This window comes from Sinorhizobium sp. 6-70, from assembly GCF_030124375.1.
In the GTDB taxonomy this organism is placed as follows: domain Bacteria; phylum Pseudomonadota; class Alphaproteobacteria; order Rhizobiales; family Rhizobiaceae; genus Sinorhizobium.
The window spans coordinates 22446-39421 of the sequence record NZ_JASKLS010000026.1 but is presented as its reverse complement, the minus strand read 5'-3'; the positions used below and the strand labels follow the sequence as shown (position 1 = coordinate 39421).

At 62.1% G+C, this 16976-nt stretch carries 15 protein-coding genes and 1 tRNA gene; 7 read left to right on the top strand and 9 right to left on the bottom strand.

All coding sequences use genetic code 11. From position 1 onward, the window contains the following. Positions 1-390: 390 nt before the first annotated feature. Genes QN222_RS29850 through QN222_RS29835 form a run of 4 tightly spaced genes read right to left on the bottom strand, consistent with a single transcriptional unit; the run spans position 391 to position 2864 of the window. Entirely contained in the window at positions 391-1182 is a 792-nt protein-coding gene (locus QN222_RS29850; RefSeq protein ID WP_283964855.1) for a rhomboid family intramembrane serine protease, read from the bottom strand. Between the two features lie 30 nt (positions 1183-1212). Next, positions 1213-1785 carry a cob(I)yrinic acid a,c-diamide adenosyltransferase gene (locus QN222_RS29845; protein ID WP_283964854.1) on the bottom strand — a complete coding sequence of 191 codons (573 nt, stop codon included), beginning with the start codon at positions 1783-1785 and terminating at the stop codon, positions 1213-1215. Positions 1786-1803: 18 nt separating this feature from the next. After that, entirely contained in the window at positions 1804-2007 is a 204-nt protein-coding gene (locus QN222_RS29840; RefSeq protein ID WP_225168361.1) for a twin transmembrane helix small protein, read from the bottom strand. A gap of 23 nt (positions 2008-2030) precedes the next feature. Then, a complete protein-coding gene (locus QN222_RS29835) occupies positions 2031-2864 on the bottom strand; it encodes an SDR family oxidoreductase (RefSeq protein WP_283964853.1) in 834 nt (277 codons plus the stop codon). Between the two features lie 122 nt (positions 2865-2986). On the opposite strand from QN222_RS29835, the gene QN222_RS29830 reads away from it, so the two are divergent. Then, positions 2987-3889, top strand: a complete 903-nt coding sequence (locus tag QN222_RS29830) for a YihY/virulence factor BrkB family protein (RefSeq protein WP_283964852.1) — start codon at positions 2987-2989, stop codon at positions 3887-3889. Here the strand turns inward: QN222_RS29830 and gluQRS are convergent. Continuing rightward, on the bottom strand, positions 3884-4768 hold the full coding sequence (gluQRS, locus tag QN222_RS29825; protein ID WP_283964851.1) for a tRNA glutamyl-Q(34) synthetase GluQRS: 885 nt from the start codon (positions 4766-4768) through the stop codon (positions 3884-3886). The two genes, QN222_RS29830 and gluQRS, sit on opposite strands and share 6 nt — an antisense overlap. 158 nt (positions 4769-4926) lie before the next feature. On the opposite strand from gluQRS, the gene QN222_RS29820 reads away from it, so the two are divergent. Both QN222_RS29820 and QN222_RS29815 read left to right on the top strand, forming a co-directional pair. Then, complete coding sequence (locus QN222_RS29820) at positions 4927-5574, top strand: DNA-3-methyladenine glycosylase (RefSeq protein WP_283964850.1); 648 nt, start codon at positions 4927-4929, stop codon at positions 5572-5574. Positions 5575-5680: 106 nt separating this feature from the next. Beyond that, positions 5681-6238 (top strand): HNH endonuclease, encoded by a 558-nt coding sequence (locus QN222_RS29815; protein ID WP_180938922.1) that lies wholly within the window; start codon positions 5681-5683, stop codon positions 6236-6238. A gap of 3 nt (positions 6239-6241) precedes the next feature. On the opposite strand, the gene QN222_RS29810 is transcribed toward QN222_RS29815, so the two are convergent. Continuing rightward, on the bottom strand, positions 6242-6751 hold the full coding sequence (locus QN222_RS29810; protein WP_283964849.1) for a disulfide bond formation protein B: 510 nt from the start codon (positions 6749-6751) through the stop codon (positions 6242-6244). Between the two features lie 213 nt (positions 6752-6964). Between QN222_RS29810 and QN222_RS29805 the strand changes: the two genes are divergently transcribed. Continuing rightward, positions 6965-7049: transfer RNA gene (locus QN222_RS29805), tRNA-Leu, on the top strand. A gap of 105 nt (positions 7050-7154) precedes the next feature. Beyond that, positions 7155-8792 (top strand): AMP-binding protein, encoded by a 1638-nt coding sequence (locus tag QN222_RS29800; protein ID WP_283964848.1) that lies wholly within the window; start codon positions 7155-7157, stop codon positions 8790-8792. 105 nt (positions 8793-8897) lie between these two features. On the opposite strand, the gene QN222_RS29795 is transcribed toward QN222_RS29800, so the two are convergent. The 3 genes from QN222_RS29795 to secA form a co-directional block, all read right to left on the bottom strand. Continuing rightward, positions 8898-10172 carry a GNAT family N-acetyltransferase gene (locus tag QN222_RS29795; RefSeq protein WP_283964847.1) on the bottom strand — a complete coding sequence of 425 codons (1275 nt, stop codon included), beginning with the start codon at positions 10170-10172 and terminating at the stop codon, positions 8898-8900. Further along, positions 10169-11563 (bottom strand): lipopolysaccharide biosynthesis protein, encoded by a 1395-nt coding sequence (locus QN222_RS29790; protein ID WP_283964846.1) that lies wholly within the window; start codon positions 11561-11563, stop codon positions 10169-10171. Before QN222_RS29790 ends, QN222_RS29795 begins: the two co-directional genes overlap by 4 nt. Before the next feature lie 199 nt (positions 11564-11762). Continuing rightward, positions 11763-14474, bottom strand: coding sequence for a preprotein translocase subunit SecA (gene secA, locus QN222_RS29785; RefSeq protein WP_283964845.1), 2712 nt, complete (start codon positions 14472-14474; stop codon positions 11763-11765). A 243-nt stretch (positions 14475-14717) separates the two neighbouring features. Between secA and QN222_RS29780 the strand changes: the two genes are divergently transcribed. Continuing rightward, on the top strand, positions 14718-15572 hold the full coding sequence (locus tag QN222_RS29780; RefSeq protein ID WP_283964844.1) for a peptidylprolyl isomerase: 855 nt from the start codon (positions 14718-14720) through the stop codon (positions 15570-15572). Positions 15573-15703: 131 nt separating this feature from the next. Next, entirely contained in the window at positions 15704-16945 is a 1242-nt protein-coding gene (gene argJ, locus QN222_RS29775) for a bifunctional glutamate N-acetyltransferase/amino-acid acetyltransferase ArgJ (RefSeq protein WP_283964843.1), read from the top strand. Positions 16946-16976: the final 31 nt, after the last annotated feature.

Below are 16976 nucleotides of genomic sequence, written 5' to 3'. Positions count from 1 at the left end.
CATCTTGACATTGGCCAGCTCGACACCCGAGCCGTCCGCCTTCACCCGGATCTTGACGTTGAAGTCGACCACACGCTTCACCGTGACTAGGATTTTCATGGATTCATTCCCTCCAAGAGCTTTCGCAGGAAAATGCCCCTTAACAGAGCTGCCTGATTGTCGGTTGGCGACATCGATACGCGTTTTTTCTCCAATTACAATCGTCGCCCGCGAAGCTAAATCGATATAACCTCGAGATTTCGAATGACGTTTACGTACACGTCATATTTGCACCTGACAAGAGGTGGAGCGGGAAACGTCGAATGGCCGGAGCTTTCCCGCCCGCGGAACGATCAACATATTGAAATTGCGTTCCATATTGGCGCGGACATTGCGCGCCAGCATCAGCCCTCAGGTCGGACGCCCCCATGGAGTAGGCGGTTTTCGGGGGCTTGCAGCGCTTGCGTCGACCGCTTCGGGTCGCTCCGCACGATGCTCGACGGCGCGCGGAGTGACGATCGTGCGATCGAAAAGCGGAACGCCGCGGCGTCGCAAAATGACCACCAGCAGAAGCCCCGCAACAATGCCGCCGACATGGGCACTCCAGGAGACACCACTGCCGGAGTCGACCACCAGCATGTAGAATTGCTGGCCGATCCAGAAAGCCAGCGGGATTGCTGCAGGCAGCGGCAACGGGATGCGGAAGAGGACCAGAACCCACACGCGCACCTTCGGATGCAGCAGGAAATAGGCGGCGACAACGCCCGAGATGGCGCCGGAGGCGCCGATCAGCGGCGCTTCCGAGGCAGGATCGAGCAATCCGTGCGCAAGCGCGCCGGCGGCGGCGCACAGCAGGTAGAAGACGAGGAAACGAAAATGCCCGAGCGCGTCCTCGACATTGTCGCCGAAAACCCAGAGAAACAGCATGTTCATCGCCAGATGCGAGAAGTCGCCGTGCAGGAACGAATAGGTGACGAACGTAAATTGATCGGGAACGATGACGAGTGACGGATCGAGATCGGCATACTCGAAGACAACGGCCGGGATGTAGCCGAGCCCGAGCACGGCCGCGTTCGCGAATTCTTCCGTAGCGATCGGGCCGGTGATCAGCCAGACCGCGATGTTCGTGGCGATCAGCGCGATCGTCACATATTGCATGCTGATGTGCTTCAGCGTGTTGCTGTCGTGAAGCGGTATGAACATGCGGCCCCCGAGCGCGATTCTTGACGAAGGTTATCTGTTCTTGCCCGGAACCCAAAGCACATCGGCACGTCCCTTGTCATTTGCCCAGCGGGCGGCAACGAAAAGGAAGTCCGAGAGCCGATTGATATAGGAGATCGCGTCGCGGCTGACGATCTCACCGGTGGCAAGGGCAACGATCTGGCGTTCGGCGCGTCGTGCGACGGTGCGGGCAACGTGCAGCGCCGCCGAAGCCGGGCTGCCGGCGGGCAGAACGAAAGACCGCAAGGGTTCGAGATCGGCATTGAGGCGGTCGATCTCATCCTCCAGCCTTGCGACCTGGGAAGCTGCGATCCTCAGCGGTTCATAGTCCAGCGTCTCGCCGGTATCGGGTGTTGCAAGGTCTGCTCCGAGGTCGAAGAGGTCGTTCTGGATGCGCATCAGCATCGTGTCGAGATCAGCCATGTCGCCGGTATGCAGGCGCGCAAGGCCGACCAGGGCGTTCGCCTCGTCGACGGTGCCATAGGCCTCGATGCGCAGGTCGCATTTCGCGCGGCGTGGACCGGAAACAAGTCCGGTCGTGCCGTCGTCGCCTGTTCTCGTATAGATCTTGTTGAGCCTTACCATGGTGCCGTCGCCCCGTTCTCAGCCCGGCCGTCCGCCGCCGGTAATCCACAACGTCAGCATGATCAGCGCGATGGCGATCGCCTGGAGGACGATGCGCGCCTGCATCAGCTTGTTCGAAGTATTGCCGCTGCCGCCGGTGGCCATGTTGAACAGGCCGCGGATCAGGACGATGACGACCAGGCCCATGACGAGCAGGGTCAGGCCGGTGAAGAAAGTGGACATGATGCATATCCCTCCGATTTCGGTCAGCCGAGACGGCCGATGATGCGATAGAATAGGGCGGCCGGCAGGAGCTTCTTCAGCAGCGCACCCTGCTTGGCAGGTCTTGTTACTATATAGTGCGGTCGCGGCCTGCGTGACGTCAGCGCATGTTTCAAGACAGCATAGACGGCATCCGGCCCGAGCTTGCCCGGTGCCGGCTTGCTTTCGCCGCGCAGGCGTTGCATCTGCCGCTCATACTCCCTGCGGTGGACGGAATTCTTGAGATCGATGAAGCGCTCGATGTAGGGGATGGCATTGGCCGTGAATCTCGAGGCGATCGGCCCGGGTTCGATCAGGCTGACGTCGACGCCGCTGCCGGCAAGCTCCATTCTCAAGGTCAGCGACAATCCCTCGATCGCGAATTTCGAGGCGTTGTACGCACCGCGCCAGCGATAGGGGACGATGCCGAGAATCGACGAGCATTGGACGATGCGGCCGTGGCCGCGGGCGCGCATCGCCGGTATGACGCGGCGTGTCAGCTCATGCCAGCCGACGACATTGGTTTCGAGTTGCAGTCTGAGCGCCTCGGCCGGCAGGTCCTCGACGGCGCCCGCCTGGCCATAGGCACCATTGTTGAAGAGAGCGTCGATGCGCCCGCCAGAACGGGCCATTACCGCCTCCGCCAACGCGACGATCGTTTCCGGCCTGGTGTAGTCCATGATGAAGGTCTCGATGCCTTCGGCCTCCAGTTCCGTCCGATCTTCGGGCCGGCGAACGGTCGCGAAGACGCGCCAGCCGTCTGCCTTCAGCGCGCGGGCACAATAGGCGCCGATGCCGGAAGAGCAGCCTGTGACAATGATGGTTGGGCGATCGGGCATCCGGTCGATTCCTGTAGAAATCCATCCCCCGTTTCCCATATTCATCCGTGGGATACAATTGAATTGCGTGTGTTACGCAGGCGCCCGTCGGTGCCGTGGATACCCGCAAGCTCGGAGAAGGAATGCCGGCCGTCGTTCGCATCATCTGGAAGGTCGTCTTCGATGCGCTCTGGCATTTCAGCGAGGACGACGGCTGGGCGATGGCGAGCCACGTTGCGCTGTCCTCGCTGATGGCGGTCTTTCCGTTCCTGATCTTCGGCACGGCGCTCGGCAGCTTCCTCGGCGCCGACCAGTTTGCGGAGACGGCCGTCCATCTGATTTTCGATGCCTGGCCGGAATCGATCGCCCAACCAGTGGCCGACGAGGTCGTCCGGGTGCTGACGATCCCGCGCGGCGGCGTGCTCACTGTTTCCGTGCTCGCGGCCGCCTATTTTGCCTCCAACGGCGTAGAGGCGCTCAGGATTGCGCTGAACCGCGCCTATCGGGTTGCTGAGAGCCGCTCGTGGTATGTGACGCGGCTTGCGAGTCTCGGCTTCGTGATCGCCGGCGTGCTGATCCTTGCCGTCATCAGCGTTCTGCTCGTTGCGGTGCCGCTTGCGGTGCGCAATGCCGACCAATGGCTGCCCTGGCTCGACACCGTCCTCGCAACGGTCGATAATTGGGGGCTAACGCTTGCCCTTGTGATGCTGACCAGCGGGCTGCTGGTGTCGCATCTGTGGCTTCCGGACGGCCACCGCAAGATCCTCGATGTCCTTCCCGGAATCGTTCTCACTCTGGTGTTCTGGTCGATCGGAGCCTATGTCTTCGCCTATTATCTCACGGCTTTCTCCAGCTATGTGACCACCTATGCCGGTCTCGCCTCGGTCGTGATCGTCCTGGTGTTTCTGTACATGATCGGCGCGATCTTCATCATCGGCGCCGAGATCAATGCCGCGATCATGAAATTCCGCGTCAAGCGCCTCGTCATGCGCACTTTCTTGGGTCAGCGCGAGAGCGACGATCGCCCCGGTGAGAATGGTTCATAGCACCATGGCGCGAATGTCCGCTGGCGTCTTTCCGGCAGCGCGGAATGCGGCGATACCCGTGTCTTTGCTGCTCTTCGACAGCTTCTTGCCATCCGGCCCGAGGATAAGGCGGTGATGGTGGTAGACTGGTTCCGGGAGATCGAGAAGCCGCTGGAGCAAGCGGTGGACCGAAGTCGCGTGATACAGATCGCGCCCGCGCACGATATGGGTGACGCCCTGGAGCGCGTCATCGACGACGACCGAGAGATGGTAGCTCGATGGCGCGTCGGAACGCGAAAGGATCACATCGCCCCAGCTTGCGGGATCCGCCGGAACCGGGCCCGTTTCCCCGGCGGGGCCTGCGCCGGTTTCCTGCCATGTCAAACGGCCGGGCACGAGATCTATCGCCCTTGTGACGTCGAGGCGCCAGGCAAAGGGCCGATCGCCGGCGACAAGTGCGGCTTGCTCGCCAAGCGATAGTTCGCGCTCGCGGCCCGGATAAAGTGGCGTTCCGTCCGGATCGCGCGGCCAGACCGACCCCTCGGCCTCCGCCGCGGCGACCGCCGCCCTGATCTCCCCGCGGGTCATGATGGATGGATAGACGACACCCATTGCCCGCAGGCGCTGAAGCATCTCGGCATAAAGGTCGAGGTGTTCGGATTGGCGGCGTACCGGGTGCTCCCAACTGAGACCCAGCCAGCCGAGATCATCGAAAATCGCCTGTTCCAGCTCCGGGCGGCAACGTGTCTGGTCGATGTCCTCGATCCGCAGCAGAAAGCGTCCATTGGCGAAGGCCGCCATGTCATGATTAAGGATGGCGGACAGCGCATGACCAAGGTGCAGCAGGCCGTTCGGGCTCGGTGCGAAACGAAAAACGGGTTGCTCGGGCGAGATGGTCATCGTTTCCCTTTGGCATGGAAGCGGTATAAAGGTCATCCGCTTTCTACAGCGCGGCTGCGTCTTTTCAGACGCACAGAGGACGCTATAGCACTTTGAATTGCTGCATGTTTTTGTCCTTGAATCGGTTAGGATTTGAGGACACATGCAGTGGAGGGCGTATGCGGATCATCCGGACACACGAGGATATCGAGGCCGGGCTTGCCGGCCTGATAATGCTCGACGCCCGTCTCGAGCACGTGGTCGCCAAGGCGGGGCCGGTGCCACTCAGGCGGACGGATCCGGGCTATCGCGGTATCGCGAACATTATCGTGTCGCAAATGGTCTCGAAGGCGAGCGCTGCCGCGATCTGGCGGCGCATGGAGGCCGCGCTCGGCGAGATCAGTCCGGGTGCAGTCCTTTCGCTCGGCGACGACGATTGCCGGCAATTCGGCCTCTCCCGCGCCAAGGCCGACACGTTGCGGCGCGTCGCGGCCGCCGCGGTTGCCGGCGAGATCGATCTCGACGCCATCTGCAATGCCGAGGCCGCCGTGGCGATCCACGAATTGACGGCAATCAAGGGGGTCGGTCGCTGGACGGCGGAAGTCTACCTGCTTTTCTGCGCCGGCCATCCGGACGTCTTTCCGTCCGGCGACGTTGCGCTGCAAAACGCCATCGGCCATGCGCTGGAGTTCGACCTGCGCCCGACGGCAAGCGAGATTGATTCGCTCGCAACCTCCTGGTCGCCGTGGCGCAGCGTCGCCGCGCGGCTGTTCTGGGCCTATTATGCACAGGAAATGCGGCGTGACGCGCTGCCGGTGACGCCTTGAAGAAAAAAGCGAATCCTTCGCGCCGTTTTTCTTTGTGGCTTCACAATCCTGTCGCAACACGACTAATATAGAAGGTGCAGATGCCGAATCGATCAGGAGAATGCGCTTGACGATTGCAGTCTCACCGCAGGCCCTGCCGGCGCTCGTTTTGAACGCCGACTACCGGCCGCTGAGTTATTACCCCTTGTCGCTCTGGTCCTGGCAGGACGCGATCAAGGCCGTCTTCCTTGACCGCGTCACGATCCTCGCCGAATACGAACATTCAGTCTCGTCGCCCAGCTTCTCGATGCGGCTGCCGAGCGTCGTTTGTCTCAAGAGCTATGTGCAGCCGTCGCGCCATCCGGCCTTCACCCGGTTCAACGTTTTCCTCCGCGACAAGTTCGAGTGCCAGTATTGCGGATCGCCTGACGACCTGACCTTCGACCATGTGGTGCCGCGCGCCCATGGCGGCCAGACGACTTGGGAAAATGTCGTGGCGGCCTGTTCGCCCTGCAACCTGCGCAAGGGCAGCAAGCTGCCGAAGCAGGCCAACATGTTCCCGCATCAGAGGCCCTACCAGCCGACGGTGCAGGACCTGCACAACAACGGCCGGCTCTTCCCGCCGAACCATCTGCATGAAAGCTGGATGGACTATCTCTACTGGGATGTCGAACTGCAGCCGTAATTATCAAGCCTTGGCGGCACTGCGCAATGCGATCGCAGCCAGGATGAGGCTTGCGATCACGTTCCAGCCTGCAAAGGAGAGCCCAAGCACGCGGAGTGCCGCATCCGTGCAGGAGGGGGCGTGCTTGGCATCGAGATCGCCGAGCAGGTCCCCGACATCGGACGAGATGCCCTGCGCGGCTGTCGCGCAGGTCGACGGTCCCTCCCAGAAATGCCATTCGACGCCCGAGTGATAGACGCCCATGCCGGCACCGACGAGCATCAGGATGCCGACCAGCAGGAGCAGCGTTCGCGTGATCCAGGCTGGCAACTTGAGAGCACTTGAAACGACCGCCAGAAGGCCGAGCGGAATGCCGTAGTAGTAGGGATTGCGCTGCAACAGGCAGAGCGCACAGGGGATATAGCCGCCGATATGCTCGAAGCCGAGCGCGCCGCCGACAGTTGCCGCCATGCCGAGCGTGACGAGAACGGCGCCAACAAGGTGCTGGCGTTGGGCGACGGAAGCTGCGGTCATGGATACCTCGCGGTCGGGCGACAGGGTGGACGGCTTCGGCGGCCGGCCGTGCCATTACGACGCCTTCTTAGGAAGGATCGGCGGCGCTGTAAATTGCCCGCAAGACACACAGTTTGCACGCTTTTGTGATCACCGGGCGGCGAAATGCATTTTCGCGGTTGACCGGCGCGAAATCGATCGTGTAAATCGCAAGCCGCTGACATCACAGCCTGAGCCCCATTGGCGGAATTGGTAGACGCGCTCGACTCAAAATCGAGTTCCGAAAGGAGTGCTGGTTCGACCCCGGCATGGGGCACCACCATACCCCGGAGATTATCGGACGCCTTCCGCAGCCGCGCCTCCATTGAACAGGCGGGTGCGAAAATGTTAGCTGCATGGCGGAAAAAATTTTGTGCGGCCGCCCATGCTCCCGAAAATCGAAAACTACGATGAACTCTACCGCGATTTCCGCTGGCGGATTCCGGAGAAGTTCAACATCGGCGTTGCGGTCAGCGATGCATGGGCGGAGCGGGAACCGGAGCGTGTCTGCCTTCAGCACTTCAGGCCTGACGGCGCGCATCTTTCTTTGACCTATGGCGCCTTCGCGGTGCGCTCGTCCGCTTTTGCCGCCGGATTGGAAGACCATGGCGTCAAGCGCGGCGACCGTGTCGCGATCTTTCTGCCGCAGGGTTTCGAGGCAGCAATCGCGCATGTTGCGATCTACAAGCTTGGCGCGATCGCCTTGCCGCTCGCTTTGCTGTTCGGCGTCGATGCGCTCGAATATCGGCTGCTGGATGCCGGAGCGACCGCGATCATCACCAACCGGTTCGGCTACGAGCGGCTTGCGGCGATCAGAGCGAAGCTGCCGGAACTCGCTCTCTTCGTGCTGGCGGATGAAGGGGATGAGCCCGGAACAGTGCGTTTCGATCGGCTCGCAAACAGCGGGAAGCGTTTTGCGGCCGCTGATACGACGCCGGACGATCCGGCGCTGATGATCTACACCTCCGGTACAACGGGGCCTCCAAAGGGCGCGCTGCATGGCCACCGCGTCCTGCTCGGTCACTTGCCGGGCTTCCAGTTCCATCATCACTTCCTGCCGCAACCGGGCGACCGGATGTGGACTCCGGCCGATTGGGCCTGGGCCGGGGGGCTTCTGAACGCACTGCTGCCGTCGCTGCTGCTCGGCGTGCCGGTTGTTTCATCGCCGGCGCAGAAATTCGATCCGCATATGGCCTTCCGGATCATGGAAGAGATGGATGTGCGCAATGCCTTCATCCCGCCGACAGCGCTTCGGCTCCTGAAGGCCGTCGACCGGCCAGGTGACCGTTACGCTCTCAAGCTGCGGACGATCGGCTCCGCCGGCGAGGCGCTCGGGCGGGAGACCTTCGAATGGGCAAAGGCAGCGCTCGGGATCGAAGTCAGCGAGTTCTACGGCCAGACGGAGTGCAATATCGTCATCTCTTCGGCCGCAGATCTCGGTGTCTTGAAGCCGGGCTCCATGGGCAAGGCGGCACCCGGTCACAGGGTGGCGATCATCGACGGTGAAGGGAGGATCCTGCCGCCGGGCACAGTCGGGCAGGTGGCTGTGCAGCGCCCGGATCCGGTGATGTTCCTCCGCTATTGGCGCAACGAGCGGGCGACGGAAATGAAGTTCGTCGATGATTGGATGACGACCGGGGACCAGGGCGTGATGGACGCGGAGGGCTACTTCACCTTCTTCGGCCGTGACGACGACGTCATCACCTCGTCCGGCTACCGCATCGGTCCAGGCGAGATCGAGGATTGCCTGGCCGGCCATCCCGACGTTCAACTGGCGGCGGTCGTCGGCAAGCCCGATCCGGTCCGCACGGAGATCGTCAAGGCCTATGTGGTGCTGAAGCCAGGCGTCTCCGCCGATGACGAGGTCGCGGCCGGAATCCGCGACTGGGTGAAAACCAGGCTCTCCATGCACGAATACCCGCGCGAGATCGAGTTCGTCGATAGCCTGCCTTTGACGACGTCGGGAAAGGTGATCCGACGGCTTCTGCGCGATCGGGCGGCTGCCGAAGCGCTTCGCAAGTAGCGGCGGCATTACGGCGCCGTGCGTCCTTCAGGACGCACAAAGGCGCTGTAAGTCTTTGAATCCACACATATCCCGAAGATCGAATCCGATTTTCGGACCGAGGCGTCAGCGGCCGGCAAGCGCCCGTATCTTCTCGCGCAGCAGCCGTGCCATGTTGCGCGTATTGCGATAGAGGTGGAGCTGGGCGGCAACCTGGCGGACATCGCGGTCACGGTTCTGCTGCAAGCCGATGACGAGGGTTCCCATCTCCTCGCGCTCCTGCCAGAAGCGGCCTATCACCGGGTGGTTGGGCACGGCGCAGGAATCGGAGCGGGCGATGTTGGCGTCGTCGAGGTGCCATTCCGTCAGTTCGGCCAGCAGCAGCTTGCCGGGCGAATATATCGCATAGCGCTCGTCATAGGCGGTCTTCCACGTATAGGCCTCGCCGGCCATGAGCAGAACGACCATGGAGGCGATCGCCTTGCCGTCGAGATCGAGTGTGTGGATGCGGACGCTATCCGTCTCGGCGAGATTGGTGATCGCCTCGCGGGCAAAGGCGGCGCGGAAGCGATCCGTGATCATGGCGCTGCGTTCTCGCCCCTTCCAGCCGGAAGCCTCCAGCGCCAGGAATTCCTCCATGCGCAACCGGATCTCCTCCGGCTGGCGTGCGACGGTGTAGATCAGGCGTCCGTGCTTTTCGAGGTTCTTCCACTGGCGCCGCAATTCCTTGAAATGCCCGCGCTTGATTGCCTTGCGCAAATAGGTCGGGCCGTCGAGCAGGCTTTCGAGCATCGGCCGTTCAAAGGTGTCCGTCACGGTGAGCGGCAGGTTTTCGCTGATCGCGACGGCGCGGGCGAGTTGTGCGAACCGGCCCCTGAGCCTCACGTCCGGCAGCACGAGCACCGGCGGCAGGCCGGACGACGATGCGGCCAGGGCCTCGTAAAGATTGCTGATCGTTTCGGCCGCATCTTCTGCATCGAGCAGCGGTACGCCGAGCGGGCCAAACGGGTTGGACCAGGCACGAATGATAGATGCACCGATCGCGAACCCCGGTTTCTCGATCGAAAACGGCATGAGGAAGCGCATTCTGCTGCGGCGTTCGTCGTTGTCCCGGATCACCGCGAGCCGGATAACCCGGTCCTCGAGGCGCGGCATGGCCGGAGCGAGGAAGCGGCCCGTGAAGAATATGTTCGGTTCTATTGCGCGGTTGGAGAGGTAATCGAGCTCTCGTTGCAACTCGTAGCCGGCCCTTGCGGAATAGATCGAAAGGTAGCGGCCTGGCCGCCCGACGCTGACGGTCTGCTCGGGTTGCGCCACGTCGATGTCCGGCTGGGCCAATCCGCCGAGCAGGCGGCTCGCTCTGCCGTTCGTATCTCCGGGAAAGGGTGTGTTGCCGATCATGGACGGATCGCCTCGTTCTTGTCGTTGCCGCTTCCTGCGCCCGCGAAAGCGAGGAGGGGGATGGCGAAAGCGCGTCTTGCAGCAAGGTGCAGAATTGCTGCCTCGAAGAACATCGCGCCGGCGGTGGCGAATGCTGCGCCGATCAGGCCGAAGGCCGGGATAAGAACAATATTCAGCGCGATGTTGACGGCGAGCGCGGTCGCGTAAAGTATCGCACAGAGCTTCTGCCGGCCGGTCATGGTCAGCAGGGTTTCGACGGGGCCGACGAAGGCCTTGGCCAGAATCCCGGCAAACAGGATCGCCATCAATGGCGCCCCCGCGGTGAAAGCCGGGCCGAACAGCGACAGCAGGAAACGACCGGCGATGAGCACAGTGCCGCCCATCGCGAGAGAGGGCCAGAAGGACCAGTGCGCGCTTTCGGTTGCGATTTCGGCGAGTTGGCGTCTCTCGCCGGAGGCCATTGCCTCGGAAAAGCGCGGACCCGCCGCCGCCTTCACGGCGAACATGACGAAATGGACGAGAGCCATGGTTTTGGCAGCGGCGAAGTAGATCGCCACGTCGTCCGGCGGCAGGTAGAGCCCGACGATCACCACGTCGGAATTGGTCAGCAGAAAACCGAAACCTTCCGCGAGGAATATCGGCACGGAAAGGCGCAGCCATGGTCCGAGTTCGATCTTCATCGGTCCGCGAACGTAACGTCTGCGCAGGCGCCGTGTCATTGCGAGAAATTGCCCGAGCGTCGTGACGTAGGTGGCCGCCAGCGCGGCGATCATTGCCGTCTTTGCCGTGTTCGGCAAGCCGCCGGCGGTGGCCAGCACCATGAAGACGAGGATGAGCAGCGGCCGAACGATGAAGGTGGGGCTCATCGCCGCGAACGGCCAGCCATGCGCGCGCGCCGTGCCGTCCATCACGTCACCGAGCGCAATCATCGGCAGGGCGACCAGAGCGAGATAGAGGGCGACGAGATGATAATGCTCGATCATGTCCGCAAAGCACCAGAGACCGATGGCGCCGATGGCGGCGAGTGCGGTCGCCGACAACAGCGCAAAGACGCGCGCCGCGGTCGTGAGCCCACGGATTTCGGCCACGGCGCCTGCCGTTTGATATTCCGGCACGAAGCGGATCACGGCCGCGTGCAGGCCGAGGCACGACAGGTTGCCGAACAGGACGGCCAGGACCCAGACGAAGACGAAGACGCCGTATTCGAACTCGCCCATCAGACGAGCGAGAACGATCTGAGAGACGAGAGCAATGGCTGCACTGAAGATGCGGATCGCGAAAGCGATCAGGGCCGTGCGTTGTGCACGGGTCTTGGGATCAGCGCCGGACGCGATCGATCCAAGCCTGGCCGGCAGCGGAGACAGGCGTTGCCTCAGCGCCGACGGCAACATTCGTCCGGCCGATTGACATACCGCCATGAACACGAGGGACACCCTGACACTACGCAATACAGGGACCACTTCTGCCAGATCAGCGTTAACAAACGGTTCGCGCGGCATCCGCAGGAGGGCTGTCACACAGCTGCCCACAAGCTGAGCCGGGGCCCGGTCGAACGCGCTTACGAAAATGCCGCCCGAAGGCGGCATTCGATCATGCTTCGTATATCCCGTGGCAATGCTTGTATTTCTTGCCCGAGCCGCAAGGGCAGGGCTCATTGCGCGATACCTTGCCCCAGGTCGAGGGGTCGGCTGGATTGCGGTCGGCCTGTGCAACGGCCAGCAGCGGCGCGCCAGATTGCGCGAAGTCGTCCTCGCCGGTCAGCGGATCGATATGATGGCCTTCCATTGGCGGCAGCGGCTGGCTTGCTTCCTGCGCCTCGCGAACCAGTTCGACGCGCATCAACTGTGCGGTTACGGCTTGGCGGAGATTACCGAGCAGTCCCTGGAACAGTTCGAACGCCTCGGACTTGTACTCCTGCAGCGGATCGCGCTGGGCGTAGCCGCGGAAGCCGATGACCGAACGAAGATGGTCGAGGTTGACGATGTGTTCGCGCCAGAGATGGTCTAGCGTCTGCAGCACGACGGAGCGCTCGATATATTGCATGATGTCGGGGCCGAAGCGTTCCGCCCGGTCGGCAGCAGCCTTGTCGGCGGCAGCGTTGACGCGTTCGAGAATGTCGTCCTCGGCGATACCTTCTTCGGCCGCCCACTCGGTGACCGGCAGGTCGAGGTTGAGATATTGCTGGACATCCGCCTTCAGTCCCTCGACGTCCCATTGCTCGGCATAGGCACGCTCGGGGATCCGCTTGCTGACGACATCCTCGATCACTTCGTTGCGCATGTCGGTGACCGTCTCGGTGACGCTTTCCGCGTCCATCAGCTCGATGCGCTGCTCGAAGATGACCTTGCGCTGATCGTTGAGGACGTCGTCATACTTCAACAGATTCTTGCGGATGTCGAAGTTGCGGGCCTCGACCTTTTTCTGTGCCCGCTCGAGCGCCTTGTTGATCCACGGATGGACGATTGCCTCGCCTTCCTTCAGGCCCAGCTTCTGCAACATGCCGTCCATACGGTCGGACCCGAAGATGCGCATCAGGTCGTCCTGCAATGACAGGTAGAACTTCGAACGCCCGGGATCCCCCTGGCGGCCCGAACGGCCGCGCAGCTGGTTGTCGATGCGGCGGCTCTCATGGCGCTCCGTAGCGAGAACGTAGAGACCGCCGGCCGCGAGTGCCTTCTCCTTGAGCTTCTGCACTTCTTCGCGGATCGCCTTTTCGCGTGCCTCGCGCTCCGGCCCCGGCTCCATCTCGGCCAGTTCCTGCTGGATGCGCATGTCGGGGTTGCCACCGAGCTGGATGTCGGTGCCGCGGCCGGCCATGTTGGTGGCGATCGTCACGGCGCCTGGAACGCCGGCCTGGGCGACGATATAGGCTTCCTGTTCGTGGTAGCGGGCGTTCAAGACCTGGAACTTCGAGAAGCCGCTTTTTTTCAGCATGTCGGCGAGAAGCTCGGACTTTTCGATGGAGGTGGTACCAACCAGCATCGGCTGGCCGCGCTCGTGCGCAGACTTGATCTCGTCGATGATCGCCTTGTATTTCTCGCCCGCCGTCCGATAGACCTCGTCATCCTCATCGGCGCGCTGGATCGGCAGGTTGGTCGGAACTTCGATCACTTCGAGGCCGTAGATATTGCCGAATTCCTCGGCTTCCGTCGCTGCCGTACCGGTCATGCCGGCAAGTTTTTCGTACATGCGGAAATAGTTCTGGAAGGTGATCGAGGCGAGTGTCTGGTTCTCGGGCTGGATCTGTACCTTTTCCTTGGCCTCGAGCGCCTGGTGCTGGCCCTCGGAATAACGGCGCCCCGGCATCATGCGGCCGGTAAACTCGTCGATGATGACGATCTCGCCGTTGCGCACGATGTAGTCCTTGTCGCGCGTGAAGAGCTGGTGAGCCTTCAGCGCATTGTTGACGTGATGGACGATCGCAACGTTCTCGATGTCGTAGAGCGACTCGCCTTTCAAGAGGCCCGCCTGCCGCAGCATGTTTTCAAGCTTCTCGGTGCCTTCCTCCGAGAAGTTGGCCGAGCGCTGCTTCTCGTCGATCTCGTAGTCTTCCGGCGCAAGCAGCGGAATGAAATCGTTGATCGTATTGTAGAGATCGGAGCGGTCGTCGAGCGGGCCGGAGATAATCAGCGGCGTGCGCGCCTCGTCGACCAGGATGGAGTCGACTTCGTCGACGATAGCGAAGAAGTGACCGCGCTGCACCATCTGCGAGCGCTCATACTTCATGTTGTCACGCAGATAGTCGAAGCCAAGCTCGTTGTTGGTCGCGTAAGTGACGTCGCAGGCATAGGCGTCGCGGCGCTGCTCGTCGGTGAGGCCATGAATGATAACGCCGGTCGTCAGGCCGAGGAAGCCGTAGATGCGGCCCATCATGCCGGCGTCGCGTTGGGCCAGGTAGTCGTTGACGGTGACAACATGCACGCCCTTGCCGGCAAGCGCATTGAGATAGACGGGCAGTGTGGCAACGAGCGTCTTGCCTTCACCGGTCTTCATCTCGGAAATGGCGCGCTCGTGCAGGATCATGCCGCCGATGAGCTGGACGTCGAAGGGACGCAGGCCGAGGACGCGGCGCGCCGCTTCGCGCGCGACGGCGAAGGCCGGCACAAGGATGTCGTCGAGTGTCTTGCCGTCGGCCAACTGCTGGCGGAATTCCGTGGTCTTTGCCGCCAGCGCTTCATCGCTGAGCGCCTTCATTTCGGCTTCGAGAGCGTTGATGGCGTCCACCCGGCCCTGGTAACTGCGGACGCGGCGCTCATTGGCGGAACCAAACAACTTGCGGGCTAGGCCGCCGAGACTGACCATATGAATGGCCCTTTCTTTATTTGTCGCCTGGGGTTTCAGGTTGGGTTTGAAAAACCACATAATGCCATGAAACGCCCGGAAACTGTTCTGGACGCGAGGTTGCGTGACAGATAAGAGGGGGGTCGGATTATGTCAACGCACTTGCACTGCCGGATGGCTACAGAACGGCCATATTCTGGTGTTGTGCAGCCGCAACGGCCAGAGGCAATCGCGCCCGGCGGCCAATGGTGAAAGGTTATTGAAATGTCCAGATACAAGACTTTGGCGGCTGCGGTTTTCGTCGCGGCGATCGCTGTGCACGGAGTGCGCGCCGAAGAAACCGATCCGGTAATCGCGAAGGTTGGCGAGCAGGAAGTCCGCCAATCCGAGCTCAATCTCGCCCTCGGTGGTCTTGATCCCCAGCTTCAGCAGATGCCGGAAGAACAGAAACGCGCCGCCGCGCTTTCGGCCGTCATCGACGTCAAGCTTCTGGCAAAGAACGCCGAGAAGGAGGGCTTGCAGGACGACGCCGTCTTCAAGCAGCGTATCGCCTACCTCACCGAACGCGAGCTGCACAATGCGTTCTTCAAGAAGCATGTGGTGGACGCAGTGACGAAGGAAGACGTCAAGGCCCGTTACGACAAGGAAATCGCCGCAATCCCGGCACAGGAAGAGATCAAGGCACGCCATATCCTGGTGAAGACCGAGGACGAGGCAAAGGCCGTGATCAAGGAACTCGACGCCGGCAAGAGCTTCGTCGAGCTCGCCAAGGCCAAATCGTCCGATCCGAACAAGGATGACGGCGGCGATCTGGGCTACTTCGCCAAGGGACGGATGGTGCCGGAATTCGAGGCGGCTGCCTTCGCCCTCGAAAAGGGCACCTACACCAAGACGCCGGTGAAGACGCAGTTCGGCTTCCACGTCATCCTCGTCGAGGACAAGCGCCCGCAGGCGCCGCCGACGCTGGAACAGGTCGAGCCGCAGGTTCGTCAGCTCGTCATGCGTGACAAATATCTTGAGCTTCTAGCTTCCGCGAAAAAGGAAACCGGGGTCGAAATCTCGGATCCGGCGCTCAAGAAGGCCTATGACGAGGCCAACAAGCCGCAGGAAACCAAGTAAGCTTTCGCCGGATGCGCTAGCCAAAGAGGTTGAGCGACATCCGGTTTCACGCATTCGCGATGCCCGACGGTTCGGTGCCGTTCGGGCATCTGTCGCAACAGCATCCAGGGTTCTCAAAGCAGGTTCATCCCATGTCCGGCTCCGTTTCTCCGCTCGCTCCGAAAACCTTCGCCGAAATACCGCCGCTTCGAGGTGTGCGCATGGCTACGGCCGCGGCAGGGATCAAGTACAAGAACCGCACCGACGTGCTGATGATGATCTTCGACGAGCCCGCTGCGGTTGCCGGCGTCTTCACCCGATCGAAATGCCCGTCGGCGCCGGTCGACTTCTGCCGCAGGAATCTTCCGGGCGGTGTTGCACGCGCCGTCGTCGTCAATTCTGGCAATGCCAATGCGTTTACGGGCAAGAAGGGGCGGGAGGCGACCGAACTCACGGCGCAGTCCGCAGCCAAGGCCGTCGGATGCAAGGAGAACGAGATCTTCCTCGCCTCGACCGGCGTGATCGGCGAACCGCTCGATGCGACCAAATTCGCCGGCGTCCTCGATGGTCTTGCGGTTTCCGCCAAGGAAGATTTCTGGTTCGAGGCCGCCAAGGCGATCATGACGACGGATACCTATCCGAAGGTCGCGACCCGCAGTGCTAAGATTGGCGGCGTCACGGTGACGATCAACGGCATCGCCAAAGGCGCAGGCATGATCGCGCCCGACATGGCGACGATGCTTTCCTTCGTGGTGACGGACGCAGATATCGCGCCGCCAGCGCTTCAGGCCCTGCTTTCCGCCGGCGTCGGCCCGACCTTCAACTCCGTCACTGTTGACAGCGACACCTCCACCTCCGACACGCTCATGCTGTTTGCAACCGGCGCGGCCGCGAAAGACGGGCAGGCAAAGGTTGTGGACGTCGCCGATCCACGCCTCGACGCCTTCCGCATCGCGCTCAACGATCTGCTGCACGATCTGGCCCTGCAGGTGGTGCGCGACGGCGAGGGCGCCCGCAAGATGGTGGCCGTAACCGTCGAAGGTGCGGAAAACGATGCCGCGGCCAAGCGCATTGCGCTGTCGATCGCCAATTCGCCGCTGGTGAAGACGGCTGTTGCCGGCGAGGATGCGAACTGGGGCCGGGTGGTCATGGCTGTCGGCAAATCCGGAGAGATGGCCGAACGAGACCTGCTGGCGATCTGGTTCGGCGATGTGCGCGTTGCCGTCGAAGGCGAGCGGGATCCGGAGTATTCGGAGGCGGCGGCAAGCGCCGTCATGAAGGGCGAAGACATTCCGATCCGTGTCGACATCGGGCTCGGTTCTGGCCGTGCGACCGTCTATACCTGTGATCTGACCAAGGAATATGTCGAGATCAACGGCGACTACAGAAGCTGACGCTCTGGTTCTCTCATCCGAGGTTGCGAAC

What these genes read in the sequence shown, in the direction of transcription:
- QN222_RS29850 (WP_283964855.1), bottom strand. Translation starts at nt 1,182, where the DNA reads ATGTTCATACCGCTTCACGACAGCAACACGCTGAAGCACATCAGCATG.
- QN222_RS29845 (WP_283964854.1), bottom strand. Translation starts at nt 1,785, where the DNA reads ATGGTAAGGCTCAACAAGATCTATACGAGAACAGGCGACGACGGCACG.
- QN222_RS29840 (WP_225168361.1), bottom strand. Translation starts at nt 2,007, where the DNA reads ATGTCCACTTTCTTCACCGGCCTGACCCTGCTCGTCATGGGCCTGGTC.
- QN222_RS29835 (WP_283964853.1), bottom strand. Translation starts at nt 2,864, where the DNA reads ATGCCCGATCGCCCAACCATCATTGTCACAGGCTGCTCTTCCGGCATC.
- QN222_RS29830 (WP_283964852.1), top strand. Translation starts at nt 2,987, where the DNA reads ATGCCGGCCGTCGTTCGCATCATCTGGAAGGTCGTCTTCGATGCGCTC.
- gluQRS (WP_283964851.1), bottom strand. Translation starts at nt 4,768, where the DNA reads ATGACCATCTCGCCCGAGCAACCCGTTTTTCGTTTCGCACCGAGCCCG.
- QN222_RS29820 (WP_283964850.1), top strand. Translation starts at nt 4,927, where the DNA reads ATGCGGATCATCCGGACACACGAGGATATCGAGGCCGGGCTTGCCGGC.
- QN222_RS29810 (WP_283964849.1), bottom strand. Translation starts at nt 6,751, where the DNA reads ATGACCGCAGCTTCCGTCGCCCAACGCCAGCACCTTGTTGGCGCCGTT.
- QN222_RS29800 (WP_283964848.1), top strand. Translation starts at nt 7,155, where the DNA reads ATGCTCCCGAAAATCGAAAACTACGATGAACTCTACCGCGATTTCCGC.
- QN222_RS29795 (WP_283964847.1), bottom strand. Translation starts at nt 10,172, where the DNA reads ATGATCGGCAACACACCCTTTCCCGGAGATACGAACGGCAGAGCGAGC.
- QN222_RS29790 (WP_283964846.1), bottom strand. Translation starts at nt 11,563, where the DNA reads ATGTTGCCGTCGGCGCTGAGGCAACGCCTGTCTCCGCTGCCGGCCAGG.
- secA (WP_283964845.1), bottom strand. Translation starts at nt 14,474, where the DNA reads ATGGTCAGTCTCGGCGGCCTAGCCCGCAAGTTGTTTGGTTCCGCCAAT.
- QN222_RS29780 (WP_283964844.1), top strand. Translation starts at nt 14,718, where the DNA reads ATGTCCAGATACAAGACTTTGGCGGCTGCGGTTTTCGTCGCGGCGATC.
- argJ (WP_283964843.1), top strand. Translation starts at nt 15,704, where the DNA reads ATGTCCGGCTCCGTTTCTCCGCTCGCTCCGAAAACCTTCGCCGAAATA.